The organism is Thauera sp. 2A1, assembly GCF_009469595.2.
Lineage (GTDB): Bacteria > Pseudomonadota > Gammaproteobacteria > Burkholderiales > Rhodocyclaceae > Thauera.
The window spans coordinates 77534-102233 of record NZ_SSXV01000009.1 but is presented as its reverse complement, the minus strand read 5'-3'; the positions used below and the strand labels follow the sequence as shown (position 1 = coordinate 102233).

Annotated in this window: 22 protein-coding genes and 1 tRNA gene; 11 read left to right on the top strand and 12 right to left on the bottom strand. The window is 64.9% G+C overall.

Features of this window, described 5'->3' with window-relative positions; genetic code table 11:
* Window positions 1-96: 96 nt before the first annotated feature.
* A complete protein-coding gene (locus GH664_RS10560) occupies window positions 97-720 on the bottom strand; it encodes an RlmE family RNA methyltransferase (protein ID WP_153168029.1) in 624 nt (207 codons plus the stop codon).
* Window positions 721-777: 57 nt separating this feature from the next.
* Here GH664_RS10560 and yhbY point away from each other — a divergent pair, with 57 nt between their 5' ends.
* Window positions 778-1233 (top strand): ribosome assembly RNA-binding protein YhbY, encoded by a 456-nt coding sequence (yhbY, locus tag GH664_RS10555; protein ID WP_153168028.1) that lies wholly within the window; start codon window positions 778-780, stop codon window positions 1231-1233.
* A gap of 59 nt (window positions 1234-1292) precedes the next feature.
* On the opposite strand, the gene GH664_RS10550 is transcribed toward yhbY, so the two are convergent.
* The 6 genes from GH664_RS10550 to GH664_RS10525 form a co-directional block, all read right to left on the bottom strand.
* The gene (locus tag GH664_RS10550) at window positions 1293-1757 is read right to left on the bottom strand and encodes a DUF4149 domain-containing protein (RefSeq protein ID WP_228111465.1); all 465 of its coding nucleotides are present in this window, start codon (window positions 1755-1757) and stop codon (window positions 1293-1295) included.
* A gap of 3 nt (window positions 1758-1760) precedes the next feature.
* Window positions 1761-2237, bottom strand: a complete 477-nt coding sequence (greA, locus tag GH664_RS10545; protein ID WP_153168027.1) for a transcription elongation factor GreA — start codon at window positions 2235-2237, stop codon at window positions 1761-1763.
* Entirely contained in the window at window positions 2234-5464 is a 3231-nt protein-coding gene (gene carB / locus GH664_RS10540) for a carbamoyl-phosphate synthase large subunit (protein WP_153168026.1), read from the bottom strand. The genes greA and carB overlap by 4 nt, the downstream gene beginning before the upstream one ends.
* A gap of 85 nt (window positions 5465-5549) precedes the next feature.
* A complete protein-coding gene (gene carA / locus GH664_RS10535; RefSeq protein ID WP_153168025.1) occupies window positions 5550-6692 on the bottom strand; it encodes a glutamine-hydrolyzing carbamoyl-phosphate synthase small subunit in 1143 nt (380 codons plus the stop codon).
* A 192-nt stretch (window positions 6693-6884) separates the two neighbouring features.
* The gene (dapB, locus tag GH664_RS10530; RefSeq protein ID WP_153168024.1) at window positions 6885-7691 is read right to left on the bottom strand and encodes a 4-hydroxy-tetrahydrodipicolinate reductase; all 807 of its coding nucleotides are present in this window, start codon (window positions 7689-7691) and stop codon (window positions 6885-6887) included.
* 63 nt (window positions 7692-7754) lie between these two features.
* Window positions 7755-8168: an outer membrane protein assembly factor BamE gene (locus tag GH664_RS10525; protein WP_153168023.1), complete on the bottom strand. Its 414-nt coding sequence runs from the start codon at window positions 8166-8168 to the stop codon at window positions 7755-7757.
* Between the two features lie 152 nt (window positions 8169-8320).
* Between GH664_RS10525 and fur the strand changes: the two genes are divergently transcribed.
* Window positions 8321-8758 carry a ferric iron uptake transcriptional regulator gene (gene fur / locus GH664_RS10520; RefSeq protein ID WP_153168022.1) on the top strand — a complete coding sequence of 146 codons (438 nt, stop codon included), beginning with the start codon at window positions 8321-8323 and terminating at the stop codon, window positions 8756-8758.
* A gap of 78 nt (window positions 8759-8836) precedes the next feature.
* Here the strand turns inward: fur and recN are convergent, their stop codons facing one another.
* Window positions 8837-10492 (bottom strand): DNA repair protein RecN, encoded by a 1656-nt coding sequence (gene recN / locus GH664_RS10515; protein ID WP_153168021.1) that lies wholly within the window; start codon window positions 10490-10492, stop codon window positions 8837-8839.
* A 70-nt stretch (window positions 10493-10562) separates the two neighbouring features.
* On the bottom strand, window positions 10563-11447 hold the full coding sequence (locus GH664_RS10510) for an NAD kinase (RefSeq protein WP_153168020.1): 885 nt from the start codon (window positions 11445-11447) through the stop codon (window positions 10563-10565).
* Between the two features lie 129 nt (window positions 11448-11576).
* Here GH664_RS10510 and hrcA point away from each other — a divergent pair, with 129 nt between their 5' ends.
* Both hrcA and hemH read left to right on the top strand, forming a co-directional pair.
* Window positions 11577-12605, top strand: a complete 1029-nt coding sequence (gene hrcA / locus GH664_RS10505) for a heat-inducible transcriptional repressor HrcA (protein ID WP_153168019.1) — start codon at window positions 11577-11579, stop codon at window positions 12603-12605.
* A gap of 57 nt (window positions 12606-12662) precedes the next feature.
* Entirely contained in the window at window positions 12663-13760 is a 1098-nt protein-coding gene (gene hemH / locus GH664_RS10500; protein WP_153168018.1) for a ferrochelatase, read from the top strand.
* 87 nt (window positions 13761-13847) lie between these two features.
* Here the strand turns inward: hemH and GH664_RS10495 are convergent, their stop codons facing one another.
* Window positions 13848-15212, bottom strand: coding sequence for a serine/threonine-protein kinase (locus tag GH664_RS10495; RefSeq protein WP_153168017.1), 1365 nt, complete (start codon window positions 15210-15212; stop codon window positions 13848-13850).
* Window positions 15213-15383: 171 nt separating this feature from the next.
* On the opposite strand from GH664_RS10495, the gene GH664_RS10490 reads away from it, so the two are divergent.
* From GH664_RS10490 to GH664_RS10475, 4 genes are all read left to right on the top strand, one after another.
* Window positions 15384-16700, top strand: a complete 1317-nt coding sequence (locus GH664_RS10490) for a TRZ/ATZ family hydrolase (RefSeq protein WP_153168016.1) — start codon at window positions 15384-15386, stop codon at window positions 16698-16700.
* A gap of 103 nt (window positions 16701-16803) precedes the next feature.
* Complete coding sequence (locus GH664_RS10485; RefSeq protein ID WP_153168015.1) at window positions 16804-17517, top strand: OmpA family protein; 714 nt, start codon at window positions 16804-16806, stop codon at window positions 17515-17517.
* A 120-nt stretch (window positions 17518-17637) separates the two neighbouring features.
* Window positions 17638-18342, top strand: coding sequence for a bifunctional 2-polyprenyl-6-hydroxyphenol methylase/3-demethylubiquinol 3-O-methyltransferase UbiG (gene ubiG / locus GH664_RS10480; RefSeq protein ID WP_153168014.1), 705 nt, complete (start codon window positions 17638-17640; stop codon window positions 18340-18342).
* Between the two features lie 28 nt (window positions 18343-18370).
* Window positions 18371-19225 carry an SAM-dependent methyltransferase gene (locus GH664_RS10475; RefSeq protein ID WP_153168013.1) on the top strand — a complete coding sequence of 285 codons (855 nt, stop codon included), beginning with the start codon at window positions 18371-18373 and terminating at the stop codon, window positions 19223-19225.
* A gap of 60 nt (window positions 19226-19285) precedes the next feature.
* Here the strand turns inward: GH664_RS10475 and GH664_RS10470 are convergent, their stop codons facing one another.
* A complete protein-coding gene (locus GH664_RS10470; RefSeq protein WP_153168084.1) occupies window positions 19286-20527 on the bottom strand; it encodes a lytic murein transglycosylase in 1242 nt (413 codons plus the stop codon).
* A 140-nt stretch (window positions 20528-20667) separates the two neighbouring features.
* Here GH664_RS10470 and GH664_RS10465 point away from each other — a divergent pair, with 140 nt between their 5' ends.
* A complete protein-coding gene (locus tag GH664_RS10465; RefSeq protein ID WP_153168012.1) occupies window positions 20668-21897 on the top strand; it encodes a glycosyltransferase in 1230 nt (409 codons plus the stop codon).
* 70 nt (window positions 21898-21967) lie between these two features.
* On the opposite strand, the gene GH664_RS10460 is transcribed toward GH664_RS10465, so the two are convergent.
* Window positions 21968-22044 (bottom strand) — tRNA-Met (locus tag GH664_RS10460).
* Window positions 22045-22236: 192 nt separating this feature from the next.
* Between GH664_RS10460 and GH664_RS10455 the strand changes: the two genes are divergently transcribed.
* Window positions 22237-22809, top strand: coding sequence for a DUF2760 domain-containing protein (locus tag GH664_RS10455; RefSeq protein ID WP_153168011.1), 573 nt, complete (start codon window positions 22237-22239; stop codon window positions 22807-22809).
* Window positions 22806-24695 carry an Hsp70 family protein gene (locus GH664_RS10450; protein ID WP_153168010.1) on the top strand — a complete coding sequence of 630 codons (1890 nt, stop codon included), beginning with the start codon at window positions 22806-22808 and terminating at the stop codon, window positions 24693-24695. The genes GH664_RS10455 and GH664_RS10450 overlap by 4 nt, the downstream gene beginning before the upstream one ends.
* Window positions 24696-24700 lie beyond the last annotated feature (5 nt).

The following is a 24700-nucleotide window of genomic DNA, read 5'->3' as shown; positions in this document are numbered from 1 at the left end:
CGATTGCGGGCGTACGCGTAATTGATTCATTCTAGAGGCGAACGTTCCCACGGGCAAACCGATGGCCACCATTGCCTGGATCAATGATGCCGATCATCAACGCTGCCGCACGCCCCTGCCGAGGAGATACACCTCTGCGCTGCGGTCGCGCGATGCCTTGGGCTTACGCACCTGCACGCTGTTGAAGACTGCTTCCATCGCCTTGCGGAACTCCATGAACCCTTCCCCCTGGAAGACCTTCACGATCAACTGGCCCGACGGCTTCAGGTGCTGAGCGGCAAAATCGAGCGCGAGTTCGCACAGGTGTATCGACCGTGCCTGATCGACGGTCGCGACGCCGGAGAGGTTCGGCGCCATGTCCGACAGCACCGCGTCGACGCGCGCACCGGCGAGCCGACGCTCCAGCTCGGCCAGCACCTCGTCCTCGGTGAAATCGCCCAGCAGGAAGTCCACGCCCGAAATCGGCTCCACCGGCAGGAGGTCGAGCGCAAATACGCGGCCGGATGGGCCGCAGCGCTTGACTGCCACCTGACACCATGAACCCGGCGCGGCACCGAGATCCACCACCACGGCACCGGGCCGCAACAGACGATCGCGATCGTCGATCTCGAGCAGCTTGTACGCCGCACGCGCCCGGTAGCCATCGGCCTGTGCGCGCTGGACATACGGGTCATTGACGTGCTCGTGCAGCCACGCCTTGCTGGTCTTGTTTCGTTTCATCACGCCAATCGGAGTAGAATCCTTGCCCCACCGAAGTCAAGAAGTCGAGAAAAATCAATGATCGAGCTTACGCCTGCCCAAAGACGCGAACTGCGCGCGAAGGCGCACCACCTGAATCCGGTCGTCACCATCGCGGGCAATGGCCTCACGCCCTCGGTCCTCGCCGAGATCGAGCGCTCCCTGCAGGCCCATGAACTGATCAAGGTCCGCGTCCAGGGCGCGGAACGCGATGATCGCGAATCCCTCATGCACGAGCTGTGCAGCGCGCTCGATGCGGCCGCAGTTCAGCACATCGGCAACATCCTCGTCGTCTGGCGGCAGCGCCGCGAAGAAGAAAAGCTGGCGACAGACAACGCGGCCAAGCGCACGGCGAAGACCGCTACCGCGAAATCTGCCGCTGCCTTTGCGGCTGCCGCGCGACGCGCAGCCCTTGCGAAGGCATCCGCCGAATCGCGGCGTTCGCCCGCGCGCACCCCTTCCGCCCATGCCCGGGGCAGCGGGCGGGGACGCTGAGCTACTCGCCGCCCGATCGTGCGCCATGCAGCGCAGGATCGGGCGCGGATCGAGCTTCCCTACCTCAGCGCCTTCCTGAGCGAGAACACCAAAACGGCGCCGAGCAGGCTCTGAATCAGGTAGAGCACGCTGGAAATGCCGTGCCAGGTCGCGAAGCGGTCGCGCATCACGGTGCTCATCACGTCGCGTGGCCAGGCGCTTGCCTTGAGTTCGGCCATCAAGGGCTGGATGCCGAACTGCCCGGCCGCGATCAGCGCAATGATGAAGAGCAGCAACCAGAAGAGCCCGCTGCGGAAAACAGCCCACCCTGACTTCATCGCGGCAAACAGCATCAGGTAGATCGCGCTGCCAAGACCGAACCAGCCGACGAAATCGAACAGTCGCCCCGCCACCTTGCCCGCCAGCATGCGATCCGACAGCATGTCGAACAGCACTGGCGCGACCAGGTATCCCACCGCCCACATGCCGCCGACCCAGAGGGTGACGACCACGAGCGCAAGGTGCTCGGCAAGGCGGTTCAACATCGCTCAGACGTAGCGGACGTCGATGATCTCGTACTCGCGGACACCACCGGGTGCCTGCACCTCGGCAATGTCGCCGGCGTACTTGCCGATCAGCGCACGCGCAATCGGCGAGCTGATCGAGATCTTGTTCGCCTTGATGTCCGCCTCGTCCTCGCCGACAACCTGATAGACGACGACCTGGCCCGAATCCATGTCCTCGAGTTCGACCGTCGAGCCGAACACGCAGCGACCGTCCGCATCGAGCAGCTTGGGATCGATGATCTGTGCATGGGCGAGCTTGCCCTCGACCTCCATGATCCGGCCTTCGATGAAGCCCTGCCGCTCCTTGGCGGCGTCGTACTCGGCATTCTCGGAAAGGTCGCCATGCGACCGCGCCTCGGCGATCGCGGCGATCACGTTCGGGCGGTCGACCGTCTTCAGACGATGCAGCTCTTCGCGCAGCCGCTCTGCGCCATTAACCGTAAGCGGAGTCTTGTTCATGCTGCCTGATTCAATTCAGCGTGCAGGGACTGCACGGAGTAAACCTCGATGCCGCCGGCCAGGCTTCGAATGCCCATGCAGGCAGCGCGCGCGCCTTCGATCGTCGTGAAGATGGTGACCTTGGCGGCCAGCGCGCTCGTGCGGATGGAGCGCGAATCGGCGATCGCCTGCCGCTTTTCCTCGACGGTATTGATCACCAACGCGATTTCCTCGTTCTTGATCATATCGACGATGTGCGGGCGCCCTTCGTTGACCTTGTTGACGACCGTCACCGGAACCCCGGCCGCTTCGATGACCGACGCCGTACCACGCGTCGCAACCAGCGAGAAGCCAAGGTCGTGAAGTTCCTTCGCGACCTCGACTGCTGCCGGTCGGTCGGACGCCTTGACGCTGATGAACACCGTGCCGCCGCCCGGCAGGCGCACCCCCGCCGCCACCTGGCTCTTCACGAAGGCTTCGGCGAAGCTGCGGCCCACGCCCATGACCTCGCCGGTCGACTTCATCTCGGGACCGAGGATGGTATCGACCCCCGGGAACTTGACGAAGGGGAACACCGCCTCCTTCACCGAGTAGTACGGCGGCACGATCTCGCCAGTCACCCCCTGACTCTCGAGGCTCTGGCCCGCCATGCAGCGCGCGGCGATCTTGGCCAGCGGCAGCGAACACGCCTTGGACACGAAAGGAACCGTGCGCGAGGCGCGGGGATTCACTTCGAGCACATAGACGACTGCATTCTCGCCCTCGCCCTGGATGGCGAACTGCACGTTCATCAGGCCGACGACGTTAAGCGCGCGCGCCATCGCCTCCGTCTGGCGGCGCAGTTCGTCCTGCAGCTTGGGCGTGAGCGTATAGGGCGGCAGCGAGCACGCCGAATCGCCGGAGTGCACGCCAGCCTGCTCGATGTGCTCCATGATGCCGCCGATCATCACCTGCTTGCCATCGGAAAGCGCATCGACGTCGATTTCGGTCGCGTCGTTCAGGAAGCGGTCCAGCAGCACCGGCGATTCGTTCGAGACCTTGACCGCTTCACGCATGTAGCGCTCGAGGTCCTTCTGCTCATGGACGATCTCCATCGCGCGTCCGCCAAGCACGTAGGAGGGACGCACGACCAGCGGATAGCCGATTTCTGCAGCGAGTCGAACGGCCTCCTCCGGCGTACGCGCAGTGCGGTTGGGCGGCTGCTTGAGACGCAGGTCGGTGAGCAACTTCTGGAAGCGCTCGCGGTCCTCGGCCGCATCGATCATGTCCGGGCTGGTGCCGATGATGGGCACGCCATTCTCTTCCAGGGCCTTGGCGCGCTTGAGCGGGGTCTGTCCACCGAACTGCACGATCACGCCGACCGGCTTCTCGATGTGCACGATCTCGAGGATGTCTTCCAGCGTGATCGGCTCGAAATACAGGCGGTCCGAGGTATCGTAGTCGGTAGACACGGTTTCCGGGTTGCAGTTGACCATGATGGTCTCGTACCCGTCCTCGCGCAGCGCGAGCGCCGCATGCACGCAGCAATAGTCGAACTCGATGCCCTGACCGATGCGGTTCGGCCCGCCACCAAGCACCATGATCTTCTTCTTGTCGCTCGGCTGCGCCTCGCACTCTTCCTCATAGGAGGAATACATGTAGGCGGTCGAGGTTGAGAATTCCGCGGCGCAGGTATCGACACGCTTGTACACCGGACGTACGCCGAGCGTGTGGCGATGCAGGCGCACCGCTGTCTCGTCGGCACCGAGCAGCTTGGCGATGCGGCGGTCCGAAAAGCCCTTGCGCTTGAGCTCGCGCATCTGGACAGCCTGGATCGCCTTCAGCGAGCGGCCGACGAGCGCCTTCTCGGTGAGGATGATGTCCTCGATCTGGGCGAGGAACCAGGGATCGATCTTCGTCAGGTTGTGCACCTGCTCCAGGCTCATGCCTTCGCGGAAAGCCTGCCCCACATACCAGATGCGCTGCGGCCCTGGGCTGGCGAGTTCGCGCTCCAGATCCTCGGAATCGGCCTCGATCTCATCCAGACCATAGACGCTCACTTCCAGGCCGCGCAGCGCCTTCTGGAACGACTCCTGGAAAGTCCGGCCCATCGCCATGACTTCGCCCACCGACTTCATCTGCGTGGTCAGGCGGTCATTGGCTTGCGGAAATTTCTCGAAGGCGAAGCGCGGGATCTTGGTGACGACGTAGTCGATCGAAGGCTCGAACGATGCCGGCGTCGCACCGCCGGTGATGTCGTTCTTGAGCTCATCCAAGGTGTAACCCACCGCCAGCTTGGCCGCCACCTTGGCAATCGGGAAGCCGGTCGCCTTGGAGGCCAGCGCGGACGAACGCGACACGCGCGGGTTCATCTCGATGACGATCATGCGTCCGTCATTGGGGTTGATGGCGAACTGGACGTTCGAGCCGCCGGTATCCACCCCGATCTCGCGCAGCACCGCGATCGAGGCGTTGCGCATGATCTGGTATTCCTTGTCCGTCAGCGTCTGGCTCGGGGCGACGGTGATGGAGTCGCCGGTATGCACACCCATCGGGTCGAGGTTCTCGATCGAGCACACGATGATGCAGTTGTCCGCCTTGTCGCGAACCACCTCCATCTCGTACTCCTTCCAGCCGAGCAGCGATTCCTCGATCAGCAACTCGTTGGTCGGGCTCGCCTCGAGACCGCGCTTGCAGATCTCGTGGAACTCTTCCATGTTGTAGGCGATGCCGCCGCCACTGCCACCGAGCGTGAAGCTCGGACGAATGATCGCCGGAAAGCCGATGCCGCCCTGCACCTGCAGCGCCTCCTCCATGCTGTGGGCGATGCCGGAGCGCGCCGATCCAAGGCCGATCTTGGTCATCGCCTCCTTGAACTTCAGGCGGTCCTCGGCCTTGTCGATCGCCTCCTCGGAGGCGCCGATCAGTTCCACCCCATACTTTTCGAGCACGCCGTTGTGCGCCAGGTCGAGTGCGCAGTTGAGCGCGGTCTGGCCGCCCATCGTCGGCAGTAGCGCGTCAGGGCGCTCCTTGGCGATGATGCGCTCGACGACCTGCCAGGTGATCGGCTCGATGTAGGTGACATCAGCCGTGCCCGGGTCGGTCATGATGGTCGCAGGATTCGAATTGACCAGGATGACCTTGTAGCCTTCCTCGCGCAGTGCTTTGCAGGCCTGGGCGCCGGAATAGTCGAATTCGCAGGCCTGGCCGATGATGATCGGGCCGGCGCCGATGATCAGGATGCTCTTTATGTCGGTACGTTTCGGCATCGTCTTGCCTCAGTGATTCCTTGAGCCGGCATCGTGCGCCGGCATCGAACAATGGCGGCAGGCGGTAGCCTGCCCGTACGCCGGATTACCTTGACGCTTCCATGAGACCGATGAAGCGGTCGAAGAGGTATGCGACATCATGCGGACCCGGGCTCGCCTCCGGGTGGCCCTGGAACGAGAATACCGGCGCGTCGGTGCGCGCCAGACCCTGATTCGAACCATCGAACAGGGATTGATGCGTCACTCGCAGGTTGGCGGGCAGCGTCGAGGGGTCGACGGCAAAGCCGTGGTTCTGGCTGGTGATCAGCACTTGGCCGCTGTCGAGATCCTTGACCGGGTGGTTGGCGCCGTGATGGCCAAATTTCATCTTCATCGTCTTCGCACCCGAGGCGAGCGCGAGCAACTGATGGCCGAGGCAGATGCCGAAGGTCGGTACGCGCGCAGCGATGAACTGACGGATCGCGTCGATCGCGTAATCGCAGGGCTCGGGGTCACCGGGGCCGTTGGACAGGAACACGCCGTCCGGTTTCATCGCCAGCACTTCGGCGGCCGGTGTCTGCGCGGGCACCACGGTCAGGCGGCAGCCGCGCTCGGCGAGCATGCGAAGGATGTTGAACTTGACACCGAAGTCGTAGGCAACGACGTGGAAGCGCGGTTGGCTCTGCTTGCCGTACCCGCGCCCGAGCGCCCATTCGGTCTCGCTCCAGTCATACGCCTGCGCCGTGCATACCACCTTGGCCAGATCCATGCCGGCCAGCCCCGGAAAACCGCGCGCCGCGGCAACGGCCGCCTCCGCATCGAGCGCACCGCCTTCGGCCGCGGTCACGATGCAGCCCGCCTGCGCGCCCTTTTCTCGCAGCACCCGGGTGAGCCTGCGGGTGTCGATCCCGGCAATGGCGACAACGTTTTCGGTGCGAAGAAAAGCGTCGAGTCGCTGATCCATACGGAAGTTGGAAGGCAGAAGCGGCAGATCGCGGATCACGAGGCCGGCGGCATGCACGCGGGTCGATTCGACGTCCTCGCGGTTGACACCAGTGTTACCGATATGCGGATAGGTCAGCGTGACGATCTGGCGCGAGTAACTCGGGTCAGTCAGGATTTCCTGATAACCCGACATCGAGGTATTGAACACCACTTCGCCGACCGTGCTGCCAACCGCGCCGATGCCCTTGCCGTAGAACACCGTCCCATCGGCGAGCGCAAGAAGGGCGGGCAGGGATGCAGTCACAAGAAACTCCTGAATTCAGCCTGAAATCAAGGGCTAAGCAAAATTGCTGCGCCCACAGCTTGCAAAAAAGCGGGACGAGCCCGTAGGCGCGATCCCGCTGTCTAGATGGCCCAATTCTACTTTTTTCGCCCCCCCAAGGCAATGTGGGGTCGCCGCTGAAATGAATCAGGGCAGCTCAGCCGCCAGCTTGCGTCAGCGCAAACCGAGAATATCCTGCATGTCGAAGAGCCCCGGCCCGCGGCCGGCGACGAAGCGCGCTGCCCGCAACGACCCCAGCGCGTAGGGCATGCGGCTCCCGGACTTGTGCGTGATTTCAATGCGCTCACCGATTCCGGCGAACAGCACGGTGTGGTCGCCAACGATGTCGCCACCACGGATCGTCGAGAAACCGATGGTTTCGGGCTTGCGCTCGCCCGTCACGCCCTCGCGGCCATAGATTGCACAAGTCTCCAGATCGCGCCCAAGCTCGCGGGCAACGACTTCGCCCATGCGCAGGGCGGTGCCGGAGGGCGCATCTACCTTGAATCGGTGATGCGCCTCGATCACCTCGACGTCGTAGCCTTCGTTGAGAATGCGTGCCGCGACTTCGAGCAGTTTGAACACTGCATTCACACCGACGGCCATGTTCGGCGCGAAGACCACCGGTATTTCCTTCGCGGCCTCGGCGATCGCCGCCTTTCCGGCAGCGTCGAAGCCCGTCGTACCGATCACCATCGCCTTGCCGAGTTCGCGCGCCAGGGCGAGATGCGCGAGTGTCCCCTCCGGCCGGGTGAAGTCAATCACGCAATCGGCCGCGGCGATCGCGGCGCGGGCATCGTCCACGATGGTCACACCACAGGGCAAGCCAAGCAGCTCGCCCGCGTCGCGTCCGATGCACGGGCTTCCGGGCCGGTCGAAGGCGGCCCCGATCGCGACGCCCTCTTCCTTTAGGGCGGCCTCGATCAGCATGCGCCCCATGCGGCCGGCTGCGCCGGCGATAGCCAAACGGATAACGCTCATCTTTCTTCAGTTCCTGATGGGCCGATGGACGGCCCCGCAGGGCGTGCCGTCATCGAGAAATGATCACTTCTGGGGTGCTGCCGGGATTTCGACGACGCGGCTGCGCTCGCCGCGTCCGCTGTCGGTCGCGGCCTGCGCATCGCCAGCCTTCACGTCGCCCTCGATGCGATCGAGCTTGTCGTCGACGAAGAACACCGACACGACCCGCTGCTGCGGCTCGCCCCGCCCCGGCTTGAATCGATAGACGTAGTCCCAGCGGTCGTTGCGGAACGCGTCGACGACGAGCGGCGTCCCGAGGACGAAGCGCACCTGCTCGCGAGTCATGCCTTTCTTGAGCTGGGCGATCATCTCCTGATCGACGTAGTTGCCTTGCCGGACATCGATCCTGTACGGATTGACCTTGCTCACGATGGAGTCGAAGGAGCAGCCCGCAAGCAGGCCTGCGGCGACAAGCGCCGATAACAGTGTGGAACGCATTTGGGAATCGGGTTAGAGGCGCCCGCCAGGGAGCGCCGGTTCTCATTGGTGGGCAAAAAATATAACATAGGACTGCCTGGCCTTCGGCCGGGCTTCACCATCCCTCGCGCACACCCCGACTGCGCGCTACCTCGGCATCCGTACAGGCAACCATGTCAGAGAATTCCAAGAGCCTGAAAAGCATAGGCCTGAAGGCAACCTACCCGCGGCTCAAGATCCTGGACCTGTTCCAGAGCGCCGAACAGCGCCATCTGACGGCCGAGGACGTCTATCGCCTGCTGATCGGCGAAGGCATGGACATCGGTCTGGCGACAGTCTACCGCGTGCTGACGCAGTTCGAGCAAGCGGGACTCCTCGAACGCCATTATTTCGAGTCGGGCAAGGCCGTTTTCGAGCTCAACCAGGGCAACCACCACGATCACCTCGTCTGCCTGCAGTGCGGCAAGGTCGAGGAGTTCTACGATGCCGAGATCGAGCAGCGCCAGAAGCGCATCGCCGAAGAGCGCGGCTTCGCGATCAAGGAACACGCGCTTTATCTGTATGCCGACTGCGTGCGCAAGGATTGCCCGAATCGCAGCGGCGAATCCTGATGCAGGGCGTGCGCCGGAGCCCAGAATCTCAGCCCAAGGCTGACTGAACTGTCGGCTGGCGGCTCGTCGTCCGCGCGTTCAGCGCGGGCCCAGCATCTCCGCCGCATGTTCGCGCGTCGTCGCGGTGATGTTGACACCGCCCAGCATGCGCGCGATTTCCTCGATCCGCTCGTCGCGGCCCAGTGCAGTCACCTCGCTGAGCGTCTGCCCTCCATGCTCCACCTTTGCAATCCGCCACTGCCAGTCGGCGCACGCAGCAACCTGTGGCAGGTGAGTGACGCAAAGCACCTGGCGTTCCTGCCCGAGCCGGGCAAGCAGCTTGCCGACGATCTCGGCGACGCGTCCGCCGATGCCGACGTCCACCTCATCGAAGATCAGCGTCGGCGTAGCCGAATCGCGACTCGTCATGACCTGGATGGCGAGACCGATACGCGACAGCTCGCCGCCGGATGCAACCTTCGCCAGGCTCCTCAGGGCCTGTCCCGGGTTCGCCGCCACGCGGAATTCCACGATTTCGGCGCCGTGAGCCGACGGCACGCAAGGCTCCAGCGCGACATCGAAGCGGCCGCCTGCCATGGCGAGCGTCTGCATCGCCTCGGTGATTTCCTTCGATAGAGACTCTGCAGCAGGGCGACGCAGCGCAGACAGGCTCGCCGCAGCCCGTTCGAGCCGCGCAAGTGCCTCGGCCTCGGCCTGCTCCAGGCGAGCCGGATCGGAACGCGCCTCCAGCGTCGCAAGCCTTTCGCGCCACCGCTCCAGGAGCTGTGGAAGTTCCTCAGGCGCCACCCGGTACTTGCGCGCCGTATCCATGACAGTCGAAATGCGTCGCTCGATCTCGGCCAGCCGCTGAGGATCGAGATCGACGCGGTCACGATAGCGCCGCAATGCATGCAGCGCCTCGTCCGCCTGGATCGCCGCGGCCGACAGCAATTCGCGCACGTCGGCGAGCGCGGGATCGATGTCGGCGAGTTCGGCAATGCGGCCATCGAGGTGACGCAGCACGGAACACACCGCGTAGTCACCGTCGCCCAGCGCAGCCAGCGTCTCGTCAGCACCCTCCATCAGCCCCGCCGCATGGGCGAGACGACTGTGCTCCGAGTTGATCTCGTCCCACTCCGCGCCGTCGAAGGCAAGTTGTGCAAGCTCCTTCAACTGCCACTCCAGCAGCTCGCGCTCGCGTGCGGAATTCTCCGAATCCGCCTGTGCCTCCCGCCGAAGCGTGACCAGTGCCTGCCATTCACGATGGCAGCGCAAGACATCGGCGGCGGCCTCACGCGCGCCCGCATGTGCGTCGAGCAGCTCGCGCTGTGCCTCGCCACGCAAGAGGGCGTGGTGGGCATGCTGGCCGTGGATGTCCGCCAGCCACTCGCCCGCCGCACGCAGTTGCGCGAGCGACACTGCAGTCCCGTTGATCCAGGCGCGGCTGCGCCCGCCCGCGTCGACCACGCGCCGCAGGATGATCGCGCCCTCCTCGGCTTCCAGCGCCTCGTCCGCGAGCCAAGCCGCCAGCCCGCCCTGCTCGGGCACATCGAACTCGGCCACGATGTCGGCGCGCTCCTGAGCGACGCGCACCACGCCAGCTTCCGCACGCCCGCCCAGCGCCAGGCCGAGTGCATCGAGAAGGATCGATTTGCCTGCCCCCGTTTCACCGGTCAGCGCGCCGAATCCTGCGGAGAACTCGAGCTCGAGGCGGTCGACGATGACGAAGTCGCGTATGGTGAGTCGTCGCAGCATGATGTCAGGAGAGGAAGGCAGAACTTCGGCAGGATTGGCGCCGGCTGGAGCACGACGCACCGCAGGGCATTCAGTTGCGACGCGGCGCCGCGCTCCAGTGCAGTTTTTCGCGCAGCATGGCGTAGTAGCTGTAACCGACCGGGTGCAACAGGCGCAGCGCAAGCGGCGAACGCGTGACGCGCACGCAGTCCCCGGCGCGCAGATCGAAGCGCGCCTGGCCATCGAAATGAACGCGCGCGTCATGAGGAAGCAACAACGAGATGTCGATGCGGCTGCTGTCAGGCAGTGTCACCGGCCGCGCCGTCAGCGCGTGCGGGCAGAGGGGTACGAGGGCGATGCCGCCGACGCTGGGATGCAGGATCGGACCGTTGGCCGACAGCGCGTAGGCCGTCGACCCCGTCGGCGTGGACACGATCATGCCGTCCGAGCGCTGGGTATAGACGTACTCGCCGTCGATGGCGAGGTCGAATTCGATCATGCGACCGAGCTCGCCCTTGTTGACGACCACGTCGTTCAGCGCCAGGGTCGAAAACACCCGCGTTCCGCCGCGCAGGACTTCGGCGTCGAGCATGAAGCGGGATTCCTCGATGAACCGGCCCTCGATGATCTCACCCAGCCGGGCCTTCGCATTCGCACTCGAGATGTCCGTCAGGAAACCGAGCCGGCCAAGATTGACGCCCACCAGGGGTACTGCATTTTCGGCGAGGCGACGGGCCGTGTTCAGCATCGTGCCGTCACCGCCGACCACCACCGCGAGGTGCGCCTCGGCGCCGATCTGCTCGTAGGTTGCGACAGGATAGTCTCCAACCCCACCGATGGAACTTGCCGTGCCCTGCTCCATCCATACGTTGCGCCCCTGCGAACGCAGGAAACGCGCGATTTCCAGGACCGATTCGGCAACGTCCGGACTCTGGTACTTGCCGATCAGCGCGATGTTGGTGAAGTGCGTATCCATAGGCGCGGATTAAACCATATCCGCATCACAATACCGGATTCGGAAGCCATCGGCATCCGACTGCGCCAGCCATGGCTTACCAGGCCCATCACTCTTTCGTAGAATCATGGCCATGACCATCGTGCTGCCATGAACACTCTCGACGCCCGCTCGCAGATCCTGCTGAAGACCTTGATCGAACGCTACATCGCGGAAGGTCAGCCGGTGGGTTCGCGCGCCCTCTCACGCTATTCCGGCCTGGAGCTGTCGCCGGCGACCGTGCGGAACGTCATGAGCGATCTGGAGGAGGCCGGCTTCATTGCCAGTCCCCATACGTCCGCAGGACGTATTCCAACCGCGCGTGGCTATCGCTTCTTCGTCGATGCGCTGCTCACCGTACAGCCCCTGCAGCACGCGCAGATGCGCGAGCTGAAAGGCCACCTGCAGCCGGACCAGCCGCAGCGGCTGCTCAATTCGGCTTCGCACGTGCTGTCCGAACTCACCCAGTTCGCGGGGGTGGTGGTCGCGCCCCGCAAGGACGCCGTCCGCATCCGCCAGCTCGAGTTCATCAGCCTGTCGGAGACGCGCATCCTGCTGATCATCGTCACCACGGCGGGCGACGTTCAGAACCGCATCCTGCTGACGCGCCGCCCCTATACGCCGGGCGAGCTGAGCAGCGCCGCCTCCTATCTGAACGAGCACGTCGCCGGGCTGTCCTTCGACGAGATCCGGAACCGGCTGCGCGTCGAGCTGCAGCAACTGCGCAGCGACATGACCGAACTGATGACAGCGACCGTCGATGCCGGCTCCGAGGCGGCCGAGGAGACGGCCACGAATTACGTGATCTCGGGTGAAACGAATCTGCTGGAAGTCGAGGACCTGTCGTCCAACATGTCCCGCCTGCGCGAGCTGTTCAAGCTCTTCGACCAGAAGACCGGCCTGATGCAGTTGCTGGACCTGTCCAATCGCGCGGAGGGCGTGCAGATCTTCATCGGCGGCGAATCAGGGCTCGCACCGCTGGACGGCTGCAGCGTCATCACCGCGCCGTACGAGGTCGATGGGCAGGTGGTCGGCTCCGTCGGCGTGATCGGCCCGACGCGCATGGCGTACGATCGCGTCATTCCCATCGTGGACATCACCGCCAGGCTGTTGTCCAGCGCATTGTCCGCGAACCATTGATCTGCGGCGAGCTCAAATGCGCCGCCTGCGTTGCAGCAAACCAATCCAAGGACCCTCATGGCCCGTTACTGGACCGAACCCGCCTACGAACACGGCACGCGCCCGCGCATCGGCGTGCTGCTGGTGAATCTGGGCACTCCCGAAGCGCCCACCGCAGGGGCCCTGCGCCCCTACCTCAAGCAGTTCCTGTCGGATCCTCGCGTGGTCGAGATTCCGCGGCCCATCTGGTGGCTGATCCTGAACGGCATCATCCTCAACGTTCGACCGGCAAAATCCGCAGCGAAGTATGCGAGCATCTGGATGGATGAAGGTTCGCCGCTCAAGGTGCACACCGAACGGCAGGCGAAGCTCCTCGCCGGCTATCTCACCAACGCGGGATACCCCGACCTGCAGGTGCGCTGGGCGATGCGTTACGGCAATCCTTCTGTCCCCGACACGCTCAACGCGATGCGGGCCGGCGGCTGCACTCGCATCCTCATTGTCCCGGCCTATCCGCAGTATTCATCGAGCACGACCGGCAGCGTGATGGACGAGGTCGCACACTGCCTGCGGCAGTGGCGAAACCTGCCCGAAATCCGCTATGTACGCAGTTTCCACGACGACCCGGGCTACATCGAGGCGATCGCCCGAAGCGTTCGCGACCACTGGGCGCGGAACGGCGAGCCCGACAAGCTGGTCATGAGCTTTCACGGCGTACCACGCCGCACCCTCGATCTCGGCGACCCCTACCACTGCGAGTGTCACAAGACCGGACGCCTGGTGGCCGAAGCCCTGAGCCTCCCTGCAGAGCGCGCGCTCATTACCTTCCAGTCCCGCTTCGGCAAGGCCGAGTGGCTGCAGCCCTACACCCAGCCCACCCTCGAGGCGCTGGCTCGCGGTGGCACGCGCCGGGTCGATGTGATCTGCCCAGGATTCGTCTCGGACTGCCTCGAAACGCTCGAGGAGATCGCAATGGAATGCCGCGACGCCTTCCTGTCTCAAGGCGGCCAGAGCTTCCATTACATTCCCTGCCTCAACGAGCGCCACGAGTGGATCGCGGCCCTTACCGCGCTGACACGTCGAAACCTCGGCAACTGGATTGAAGCGCCCGCGGCCGACCAAGCGCAGCTCGACACCAGCAGAGGCCGCGCACTCGCGATGGGCGCCTCACGCTGAACGACCGCTGAGCCGCGATGGCCGCAGGTCGGCACGGCAAAGCAACCGTCTTGTGCGCAGATCGCGTCCGCGGCCCTCTGCTTGGCGTCATTCGTCGAGGAGGCGCAGATCCAGCCCACCCGTGGCCGTGTGGTCGCCCACGGTTGCAGCGGGCATGTGCTGCGACAGGCTGCGCGCGAGTCCGGCGAGGCGCCGCACGACGACGGTCGACACCTGGGTACGGAACCGCTCGACGACCTCCTCGCTTGCCAGCGCGAGGGCAGCCGGGTTGATCTCCAGGTAAGTCAGCGGCGCGAGCGACACGACCGACAGCATGTTGCGGTGCTCGAGATTGTCGAGCCACGCCTGCTCGCCGAAAACCTCGCCCCTGCCCAGTTCCGCCACCTTGCGCCCGCCAACGGAAAGCTCGACCCGCCCGTCGAGGACGATCGCAAACCGCTGATCGGAATCACCTTCGCGAACCAGGCTGACTCTTGCATCCGCCTTCTTCCAGATGCAGATGCGCAGCACCTCCCAGAGCTCCACGTCCTCGAATTCGGTGAAGAAGGAGAGCTTTCTAAGCGCGGCAAAGCGCTCCGTGTCGGGCGGCACATAGCTGTCGTCGAGGATCCTGTAGCGCACCGCGGACAGGTCCTTTGCGAACTCGGCGCCGTTCTTGTAACGCGAATAGAGGTCCTTCTCCAGCGCACGGCGGATCACCGCGTCCATCTGCTCCGGCACATCCGGGTTGAGCTGAGACACGGATGGTGGGTCGGCGTTGATGATCTTGTAGATCAACTGCGCCGGATTGGCCCCACGAAATGGCAGGCGTCCGGTCAGCAGGTGGAACAGCACCACCCCGAGCGAATAAAGATCGGTTTTCTGGTTGAGCGGGTATCCCTTGACCTGCTCGGGGCTCATGTAGGCCGGCGAACCGACGCCCATGATGAAGGTGGAGTCGGTCTCCATCCGCTTGCTGACGTTCAGCGCCAGGCCGAAATCGGTGATCTTCACGTTGTCCTGATCATCGATCAGGATGTTGGCCGGCTTGATGTCGCGATGGACGATGCCCTGCCTGTAGGCGTGGTCCAGCGCCATGCAGCATTTGAAAACGATGCCGATCGTGCGGTGGATGGGCAGCAGATGCTCGAACGAGCAGTAGCGCTCGAGCGACTCGCCCGGGAAGTATTCCATCACCACGTAAGCCTGGTCGGGCTCGATCGATGCATCGTAGATGCGGATGATGTTCGGATGTTCGAGACGACTGGCGACCGCCTTTTCCGCCTTGAGCAGCTTGATGAGGCGCCGATTCCACTTCGCCTCGTCGCGTAACTTGTCGCCAAAGCGAACGTGCTTGAGCGCCACCGGCTGCGCATAATCCGGACTCTCGGCGAGGTACACGATGGCCGTCGCGCCACGCCCGATCTGGCGCAGGATCCGATAGCGGCCGATTTTCTCCGGCAATCCGTTCATGCCATGCAAAGGGCGGACGAAACGCGTCCGCATTCAGGATTCGATGGCTCAATTCTGGCACGAACCCTGACGCACGGCCATGCAGCAGGCTCGTGTTGTTCGCGGTCCTGTCACCATGCTTAAATTGTGGAAGCAGCAACTCCCACCCAGCGCCGATGCGGAGGACCACGCTTGAATTCAGTCGACCTCCTCATCCACGCACGCTGGGTCATTCCAGTGGAACCGGCGCGCACAGTGCTCGACTACCACTCAGTCGCCGTGAAGGACGGCCTCATCGCCGACGTCCTGCCCAGCGATCTCGCACGACGCTCGGTCCAGGCTGCGCGCGTCGTCGACCTGGGCGAACACGTGCTGATTCCGGGCCTGGTCAATCTCCACACCCACGCCGCGATGGCGCTGATGCGCGGCATCGGCGATGACCTCCCGCTGATGCGCTGGCTGCAGGAGGTGATCTGGCCGGCCGAGGCCAAGCATGTCTCCGACACCTTCGTTCGCGAAGGCACCCTGCTCGCGGCCGTCGAAATGCTGCGTGGCGGAATCACGACCTGCAGCGACATGTACTTCCACCCCGATGCCGCGGCACAGGCTTTCGATCTGGTCGGAATGCGCGCAATGGTGGGCATCGTGCTGATCGACTTTCCCACCGCCTACGCCACCGATGCTGACGATTACCTGCGCAAGGGGCTGGCAGCCCGGGACCGCTGGCGCCGGCAGCCGCGGATCGGATTCACCGTGGCACCCCATGCGCCGTACACGGTTTCCGACGAGAACCTGATCCGCGCACAAACCCTCGCCAGGGAGCTCGATCTTCCCCTGCACATCCACCTTCACGAGACCGACGGCGAAATCCGCGAGTCGATCGCTGCGCACGGCCTGCGCCCGCTCGCGCGGCTGGAGCGGCTGGGCATTGCAGCCGACAATCTTGTCGCAGTGCATGCCGTACATCTGAACAGCCACGACATCGACCTGCTGGCCTCACACGGCGCCAGCGTGGCGCATTGCCCAACCTCCAACATGAAGCTCGCCAGCGGCATCGCGCCAGTGCCCCGCCTGCTCGAAGCCGGCGTGCGGGTCGGTCTCGGCACGGACGGTGCGGCGAGCAACAATCGGCTCGACCTGTTCCAGGAAATGCGCCACGCTGCCCTGCTCGCAAAGGTCTCAAGCGGCGATGCCACCGCGGTTCCCGCGCACTCAGCGCTGCACATGGCGACACTGGCGGGCGCCGAAGCCCTGGGCCTTGGAGACGAAATCGGGTCGATCGTGCGTGGAAAACGCGCCGATCTCTGCGCGGTGAATCTGGCCGACATTTCGATGCGCCCATGCTTCGAGCCCCTGTCGCATCTGGTGCACGCCGCTGGCAGGGATCAGGTATCCCATGTGTGGATAGACGGCGAAAGCCGCGTGGATGCAGGCGTTGCGCTGTTGCAAATAAGCGACAAAGAATTGCTCAGAATTGCGACGGTGTGGCAAACTAGACTCGCTAATTGAACTGGATAAGTAAGTTCGACCTGACGTGAAGACGGCGATTCGTTGCTGTTTTCCTTCTCCAATGCAGTGGCAACTCCGGCGATTCGCCTTCAAAGAGGAAACCATGATCAAACAGACCAAGAAACAGATGCTCATGCTGGCCGCCATCGCTTCGATCGGCCTTACTGCTCCCGTCGCCTACGCTCAGCAGGCGAAGGATGTGGTCGTCGATGGCAAGGGCGAAATCCCCTACGTGATCGACGCCCGCAACGTCGTCGCCCGTAGCGGTACCGGCCTGTGCTGGCGCACTGGCTACTGGAGCCCGGCCGCTGCCTCGACCGCGATGGCTGGTCAGTTCCCGGCGGGCTGCGAGTGCGACGGCGACATCGTTCCGAAGGACAAGTGCGTTGCCCCGGTCGCGGCTGCCGCTGCGGCCGCTGCTGCGGCGCCGAAGCCCACCGCCGACAAGGTCAAGCTTTCTGCCGACGCCCTGTTCGACTTCGACAAGGCCGTCCTGAAGCCGGAAGGCAAGGCCAAGCTGGACGATCTGGCCGCCAAGTCGAAGCAGGTCAAGCTTGAAGTGATCCTGGCCGTCGGTCATACCGACCGCCTGGGCTCCGATGCCTACAACCAGAAGCTGTCCGAGCGCCGCGCTGCCGCGGTGAAGACCTATCTGGTGTCGAAGGGTGTCGAAGCGAACCGCGTCTACACCGAAGGCAAGGGCGAGAAGCAGCCCGTCACCGGCACCAAGTGCAACACCGTCAAGAACCGCAAGGCTCTGATCGAGTGCCTGCAGCCGGATCGCCGCGTGGAAGTTGAAGTCATCGGCTCGAAGTAATCTTCAGCCCGGTGCGCAGAAAGCCCTGCTTCGGCGGGGCTTTTTGTTTTTAGGGCGGCCGCAGAACCCATACACGCCGCAAGTGGTCACAACGCCATTCTTAGCAAGGCCCCGATGACGATGAACACGACCAATTCCGATCCGGCTGAAGTCCAGAAATTCAGCGAACTCGCCCATCGCTGGTGGGATCCCGAATCCGAGTTCAAGCCGCTCCACGAAATCAACCCGCTGCGCCTGGAATGGATCGACAGTCGGGCCGCGCTTGCGGGCAAGAACGTGCTCGACGTCGGCTGCGGCGGCGGCATCCTGTCCGAAAGCATGGCCGCTCGTGGTGCCCAGGTCACCGGCATCGATCTTTCCGACAAGGCCCTCGGCGTCGCCCGGCTGCATCTGTTCGAGAGCGGAGTGAGGGTCGATTACCGGCACACGAGCGCAGAAGCCTTCGCCGCGGAGAACCCGGCGCAGTTCGACGTCGTCACCTGCATGGAAATGCTCGAACACGTTCCCGACCCGGCCAGCACCATCGCCGCCTGCGCCAAGCTGGTAAAACCTGACGGCCACGTCTTCTTCTCGACCATCAACCGCAACCTGAAGGCCTACCTGTTGGCGGTCGTCGGCGCCGAATACGTGCTCAAGCTGCTGCCGCGCGGAACCCACGACTACGCGAAGTTCCTGAAGCCTTCCGAATTGTCGCGTCATTGCCGCAATGCCGGCCTGGACATGCAGGACACCGCCGGGCTGAGCTACAACCCCTTGACCAAGGTCTATGCACTGGGCCACGACACCTCGGTGAACTACATGATCCATACGCGTCGAGCGCGCTGATCGCCGCCGCGAACCACGCCGAGGCAAGATGAACACCGCTCATCCCGAGATCCGCGCCGACCAGTCTGCAGAACTGCTCAAGCAGCTTCATATCCTGACGCGCGACGGCAAGCTCAACCAGGACAGCCGCCGCAAGCTGAAGCAGGTTTATCACCTCTATCACTTCATCGAGCCGCTGCTGACCGAAGTCCTTGCGGAGCATCCCGACATTCAGTTGGTCGACCACGGTGCCGGCAAGTCCTACCTGGGTTTCATCCTCTACGATCTGTTCTTCAAATCGCAAGCGCCGGAGGGCCGCATCCACGGCATCGAGACGCGCGACGAGCTGGTGATGAGTTCGCGACGGCTTGCAGACAAGCTGAGTTTCCGCGGCATGCGCTTCCAGAACCTGACGGTAGCGGAATCCATCACTTCGGACCGCTTGCCCGAACGGATCGACATCGTCACCGCGCTGCATGCCTGCAACACGGCGACCGATGACGCGATCCGCTTTGCGCTCAAGAAACAAGCCCGCTTCATCGTCCTGGTGCCATGCTGCCAGGCCGAGGTGGCGGCGGTGCTGCGCAAGAACAAGCAACAATCGCTGAAGAGCAGCCTGACCGAGCTGTGGCGACATCCGATCCATACGCGTGAATTCGGCAGCCACGTGACCAACGTGCTGCGCTGCCTGCAGCTCGAGTCGCACGGCTATCAGGTCAACGTCACCGAGCTCGTCGGCTGGGAACACTCGATGAAGAACGAGCTGATCATCGCCAGCTACAAGGATCTGCCGCGACGCCGCCCGTCCGAGCGGCTGGTCAAACTGCTGCACAGCCTCGGGCTCGAGGAGCTCGCCGAACGCTTCTTTCCCGGCCAGGCAGTCAGCGGCGACGCGGCTCGCTGAACCCGGCACGACCGTCCCGCCGCGCATGCACGATGCGACAGGGACGGTCGCGCAGACGAATCAGCTCGCTTCCTTGCTCACCGCTGCGCTGCGCAGTGCGCGGAGCACCTTCTGCCCCGCACGACCATCCGCCTGCAGGCCGAGCTCGGTCTGAACGGCCTTGATCGCCTCGCGCGTACGCGCACCGATCATCCCGTCAGGCTCGCCGATGTCGTAGCCCCGGCCGATCAGCAGCGATTGCAGCTCCCGCCGTTCCGCACGCGACAGGCCGGGATCGTCGGTGGGCCATGCGGCAACGAAAGGTCCGCCACCGCGCAGCCGATCGGCAAGATGCGCGATCGCGAGGGCGTAACTCTCCGCCGCGTTGTAGGAATACAGCGCATCGAAGTTGCGCGTGACGAGGAAGGCCGGCCCGCCCTGCCCCGCCGGCAAAAGCAAGGCGGCAGGTATCTCGCCAGCAGGCAGCGCGCTGCCGTCGATTCGCCTTATGCCTCGCGCTGCCCAGTCCTGCATCGGCTGCTTGTTGCGCCGCCCAGCCACCGACGTGTCGAAACCCTTCGGTAGTGCCACCTCGAAGCCCCAGGGCAGATCGCTACGCCATCCGGCACGCTTGAGGAAATTGGCCGTGGAAGCCAGCGCATCGGGCACGCTGTCGACCAGGTCGCGACGCCCATCACCGTCGAAATCCACCGCCAGCCGCATGAAGGTCGAAGGCATGAACTGCGTATGGCCGAAGGCGCCTGCCCACGAGCCGGTGAGCCGCTCCGGGGCGACGTGCCCCTCCTGGATGATCTTCAGTGTGGTGAAGAACTCTCCCCGGAAGTAGTCCTGCCGCCGGCCATAGCACGACAGCGTGGACAACGAGGTGAGCAGCGGACGTGTGCCGAAATTTCGACCGAAGTTGCTCTCGACGCCCCACACCGCCACCACCGTCGCGGGATCGACGCGATAGGCGCCCTCGACCCGTCCCAGCACTTCCTGCCAGCGGGCCAGCATGTCGCGGCCGTCGGCGACGCGCTCGTCATCGACCAGCGCGGCGAGGTAATCCCAGATGGGCGTGACGAATTCGGGCTGAGCGTCCAGAAAGGCGATCACCGCCATGTCCGGCGTCAGCGCAGCCGTGTGTGCGTCGAAAGTCGCTGCCGACACCCCTTTCGCCATCGCTTCGGGCCGCAGGCGCGCGAGGCAGGAGGCGAAGCCCTCGCCCTCCGCGGCGAGCGCGTTCGCGCCGGCGGTCAGCAAGGGCAATGAAATCGCGATCGCAACGAGGGTGTGTGACAGACGGGAAGCATGACGAAGCATGAGCGGCAGCGGGCCGCGCCACAGCCACGCGCCGTGGGGGCGTGCGAAAGTCTTCATGCCGGGATTCTACGCCAGCCGGCACGACTCACGACCGCAGATCGTCACCGCCGCGTAACGCCACGCTGCCAGGATCGGCGCTCATGAAACGGGTACTGATGGTCTCGGATGTGTATTTCCCTCGCGTCAATGGCGTGTCGACGTCAATCGCGACCTTTCGCCATGCGCTTCGCGCCTGCGGTATCGACGTGCGCATCGTGGTACCGGACTACGGGACGGGCAGCGATGGCGTCGATGAAGCAGGAGCGGTCCGCGTGCCGGGCACCAAGGTCCCGCGTGACCCGGAAGACCGGCTGATGTCGTGGCGCAGGACACGGACGGCCGCCCTGCGCGAAGCTGCCCACTGCGATCTGGTGCATATCCAGACACCCTTCGTCGCGCACTATGCCGGCGTCCAGGCGGCCCGTCGGCTGGGACGACCGGTGCTGCTGACCTACCACACATTCTTTGAGGAGTACCTGCACCACTACGCGCCCTTCCTGCCCGCCGGCCTGCTGCGCGGGCTGGCGCGGCGGGTGTCGTGCTCGCAATGCAACGCGGTCGATGGCGTCGTCGTACCCTCGACCGCGATGCGCGATCGCCTCGCGTCGTATGGCGTGCGCTCTCCGCTGCATGTGCTGCCCACCGGCATTCCGGTCGAATCCTTCGGCTCGGGCGACGGCGCCGCCTTCCGCCGCGCGCACGGCATCACGACCCAAGTGGCGGTCGCGCTGTTCATCGGTCGCGTCGCGCACGAGAAAAACATCGGCTTCCTGATCGATGTCGCGGCCGTCGTGGCGACCTCCGTACCGGATTTCATCCTCGTGATCGCTGGCGAAGGGCCTGCCATGGCCGAGCTGCAAAGAAGCGTGGCGCAGCGGGGGCTTGCAGGCGTGATCCGCTTCGTTGGCTATCTTGAGCGGCAGCGGGAACTGCACGACTGCTACGCGGCTGCCGACGCTTTCGTGTTCGCCTCGCGCACCGAAACCCAGGGTCTGGTGCTTCTGGAAGCCATGGCCTCCGGGCTGCCGGTGGTCGCGCTCGCCGAAATGGGCACGCGTGACATCCTGTCGCCACAGTCTGGAGCGATCGTTGCAGCAGACGACGTGACTGCCTTCGCCGCCGAACTGCTTGGCCTGCTGAATGCACCGTTGCGCCGCCAGGCGCTTGCAGCGTCAGCCCGGCGCTACAGCCGGCAATGGGCGGATACCACCATGGCGGAGCGACTGGCCGAGCTTTACCACAGCCTGATTCGAGAACGAGCCGAGGAGCGCAGTAGGGGTCCTGCCATCGGCTTTCATCGGCGAAAGGTGCGCCACGGCGACGCAGACTGACGGCGCGGCCATCCCGGCTGCACAAATGAAACAGGCCAGTCAGCTTACGCTGCCGGCCTGTTTCCGTATTTGGTTGCGGGGACAGGATTCGAACCTGTGACCTTCGGGTTATGAGCCCGACGAGCTACCGAGCTGCTCCACCCCGCGTCGGAGAAAAGAGACTATACACATTCAAGCTCCTTGTATCAAGGCCGCAACTGCAAATTGGCACTTCGACCAGGCAGTCACCGATGCTTTGCGCGCCGGCAGGCAACGCCGTTTCAGGCAGGCAAGGCTATCGAAGCCGGCATCTGCTGGGTTATATTGCGTCGCAACAAACTCCGGCAACAGGACCCTTACATGCCACGTTCGACCCCCTCATTCGCGCGCCGTGTCGGCCTTGCATTCTCCGTGCTGTTCCAGCCCGAGCTCGCTGCCCGGCTCGAACAGCTTCGCAACCCGGAGGCGTCAGCACCCGCAGCCACCGCAGCGACCACTGGCGTGGCCGTTGCGCAGGCCGACGCAAGCGCGGCCGCGCCGGTGCTGCGTGAAAGCTCGCCCGAAGCCGCACTGCAGTTGCTCGGTCTGCTGCAGCGCGAGGCGCGCTTCGTCGACTTCGTCCAGGAAAACGTCGCGGCGTATTCCGACGCCGATGTCGGCGCCGCAGCGCGCGTGGTGCATGAAGGCTGCCGCAAGGTGTTGCGCGAGCATTTCAGCGTCGAGCCGGTGCGCCCCGAGGCAGAGGGCAGCCGCGTGACGCTCGCCGAAGGCTTCGACGCCGCCTCCATCCGCCTGACCGGCAACGTGGTCGGCCAGCCCCCCTTCACCGGCAGCCTCGGCCACCGCGGCTGGCGTGTCACCGACAGCCGCCTGCCGAAGCTGGCGCAAGGCCACGATGCCAGCGTGATCGCCCAGGCAGAGGTGGAACTGTGAGCGCCGCAGACAACAGCGCACGCTACGCGATCGGCATCGATCTGGGCACCACGCACTGCGCGCTGTCTTATGTCGACATCGGCAACAGCGATGGCGAAAAGGCCGAGCAGCGCATCCTCGCCATCCCCCAGCTCACCGCGCCGGGCGCCGTGGAGGCCCGCGAGCTGCTGCCCTCCTTCCTCTATCTGCCGCACGCCGACGAACTGGCCGACGGCGACCTGCATCTGCCGTGGACCACAGAGCAAGACCACGCGGTGGGCGAATTCGCCCGCACGCGCGGCGCGGCGACACCCATCCGCCTGGTCGCCAGTGCCAAGAGCTGGTTGTGCCATCCGGGCGTGGACCGTCGCGCCGCCATCCTGCCCGCCGATGCGCCCGCGGAGGTCGTCCGCATCTCGCCGCTGGAGGCCTCGACGCGCTACCTGTCCCACCTGCGCGACGCGTGGAACGCTGCGCACCCGGATTCGCCCTTCGAGCAGCAGGACGTCACCATCACGATTCCCGCCTCCTTCGACCCCGCCGCACGCGAACTCACCGCGGAGGCTGCGCAGGCCGCCGGCTATCCGCGCATCACGCTGCTCGAGGAGCCGCAGGCGGCGCTGTATAGCTGGATCCAGCGCAGCGCCGGCCAGTGGCGCAGGGAAGTGAAGCCGGGCGACCTGATCCTGGTGATCGACATCGGCGGCGGCACCACCGACCTGTCCCTGATCGCGGTGCTCGAGCGCGACGGCAATCTCGAGCTGCACCGCCTCGCGGTCGGCGATCACATCCTGCTCGGCGGCGACAACATGGATCTGGCGCTCGCCTATGGCGTGACGCGCAAGCTCGCAGCCCAGGGCACGCGACTCGATCCGTGGCAGACGCGGGCGCTCGCCCATGCCTGCCGTGCCGCAAAGGAGGCGCTGCTGGGCGATGCGTCCATCGACAGCGTGCCGGTGGTCGTGCCCAGCCGCGGCTCGAAGCTGATCGGCGGTTCGATCCGTACCGAAGTCAGCCGGGCGGAACTCAGCGCAAGCCTGCTCGACGGCTTCTTCCCGCAAGCGGCCGTCAGCGAACAGCCGCAGAGCCGCGCGCGCGGCGCGCTCACCCAGCTTGGCCTGCCTTATGCGCAGGACGCCGCCATCACACGCCATCTGGCAGCCTTCCTGACGCGCCAGCTCGGCGCCACGGCCGAACTGGAGGATTTCACGGAATCGGTCGAGGGCAGTTTCCTGCATCCCACCGCGGTGCTGTTCAACGGCGGCGTGCTCAAGTCCGACCTGATCGCCGAGCGGGTACTGGATGTGCTCAACGGCTGGCTGGCGGCCGACGGCGCCGCACCCGCGCGCCTGCTCGGCGGCGCCGATCTCGATCTCGCCGTCGCCCGCGGCGCCGCCTATTACGGCTACGCACGGCGCGGACGCGGGGTCCGCATCCGCGGCGGTACGGCACGCGCGTACTACGTGGGCGTGGAGTCGGCGATGCCGGCGATCCCGGGCATGGAGCCGCCGCTCGAGGCGCTTTGCGTCGCGCCCTTCGGCATGGAGGAAGGCACCGAAGCTGCCCTGCCGGCGCAGGAATTCGGCCTCGTCGTCGGCGAGCCGGTGCGCTTCCGCTTCTTCGGCTCCTCGGTCAGGCGCCACGACCAGGTCGGCACCCTGCTCGACTTCTGGACGCAGGACGAACTGCAGGAACTCGAGGAGATCGAGGCGACGCTGCCGGCGCAAGGCCGCAAGCCGGGCGACATCGTGCGTGTCCGCCTGCATGCGCGCGTGACTGAAGCCGGCACGCTGGAACTCGAAGCTCTGCCGGTGGGCGGGGATGAGCGCTGGAAGGTGCAGTTCGACGTGCGCGGCGACGCCGGTGCGCTCGACGCCGCGCTGGCGGAAACCGTCGAACAGGGCTGATCCGA

Coding starts and splice junctions, on each gene's coding strand:
- GH664_RS10560 (WP_153168029.1), bottom strand. CDS start 720: ATGAAACGAAACAAGACCAGCAAGGCGTGGCTGCACGAGCACGTCAAT.
- yhbY (WP_153168028.1), top strand. CDS start 778: ATGATCGAGCTTACGCCTGCCCAAAGACGCGAACTGCGCGCGAAGGCG.
- GH664_RS10550 (WP_228111465.1), bottom strand. CDS start 1,757: ATGTTGAACCGCCTTGCCGAGCACCTTGCGCTCGTGGTCGTCACCCTC.
- greA (WP_153168027.1), bottom strand. CDS start 2,237: ATGAACAAGACTCCGCTTACGGTTAATGGCGCAGAGCGGCTGCGCGAA.
- carB (WP_153168026.1), bottom strand. CDS start 5,464: ATGCCGAAACGTACCGACATAAAGAGCATCCTGATCATCGGCGCCGGC.
- dapB (WP_153168024.1), bottom strand. CDS start 7,691: ATGAGCGTTATCCGTTTGGCTATCGCCGGCGCAGCCGGCCGCATGGGG.
- GH664_RS10525 (WP_153168023.1), bottom strand. CDS start 8,168: ATGCGTTCCACACTGTTATCGGCGCTTGTCGCCGCAGGCCTGCTTGCG.
- fur (WP_153168022.1), top strand. CDS start 8,321: ATGTCAGAGAATTCCAAGAGCCTGAAAAGCATAGGCCTGAAGGCAACC.
- recN (WP_153168021.1), bottom strand. CDS start 10,492: ATGCTGCGACGACTCACCATACGCGACTTCGTCATCGTCGACCGCCTC.
- GH664_RS10510 (WP_153168020.1), bottom strand. CDS start 11,447: ATGGATACGCACTTCACCAACATCGCGCTGATCGGCAAGTACCAGAGT.
- hrcA (WP_153168019.1), top strand. CDS start 11,577: ATGAACACTCTCGACGCCCGCTCGCAGATCCTGCTGAAGACCTTGATC.
- hemH (WP_153168018.1), top strand. CDS start 12,663: ATGGCCCGTTACTGGACCGAACCCGCCTACGAACACGGCACGCGCCCG.
- GH664_RS10495 (WP_153168017.1), bottom strand. CDS start 15,212: ATGAACGGATTGCCGGAGAAAATCGGCCGCTATCGGATCCTGCGCCAG.
- GH664_RS10485 (WP_153168015.1), top strand. CDS start 16,804: ATGATCAAACAGACCAAGAAACAGATGCTCATGCTGGCCGCCATCGCT.
- ubiG (WP_153168014.1), top strand. CDS start 17,638: ATGAACACGACCAATTCCGATCCGGCTGAAGTCCAGAAATTCAGCGAA.
- GH664_RS10475 (WP_153168013.1), top strand. CDS start 18,371: ATGAACACCGCTCATCCCGAGATCCGCGCCGACCAGTCTGCAGAACTG.
- GH664_RS10470 (WP_153168084.1), bottom strand. CDS start 20,527: ATGCTTCGTCATGCTTCCCGTCTGTCACACACCCTCGTTGCGATCGCG.
- GH664_RS10465 (WP_153168012.1), top strand. CDS start 20,668: ATGAAACGGGTACTGATGGTCTCGGATGTGTATTTCCCTCGCGTCAAT.
- GH664_RS10455 (WP_153168011.1), top strand. CDS start 22,237: ATGCCACGTTCGACCCCCTCATTCGCGCGCCGTGTCGGCCTTGCATTC.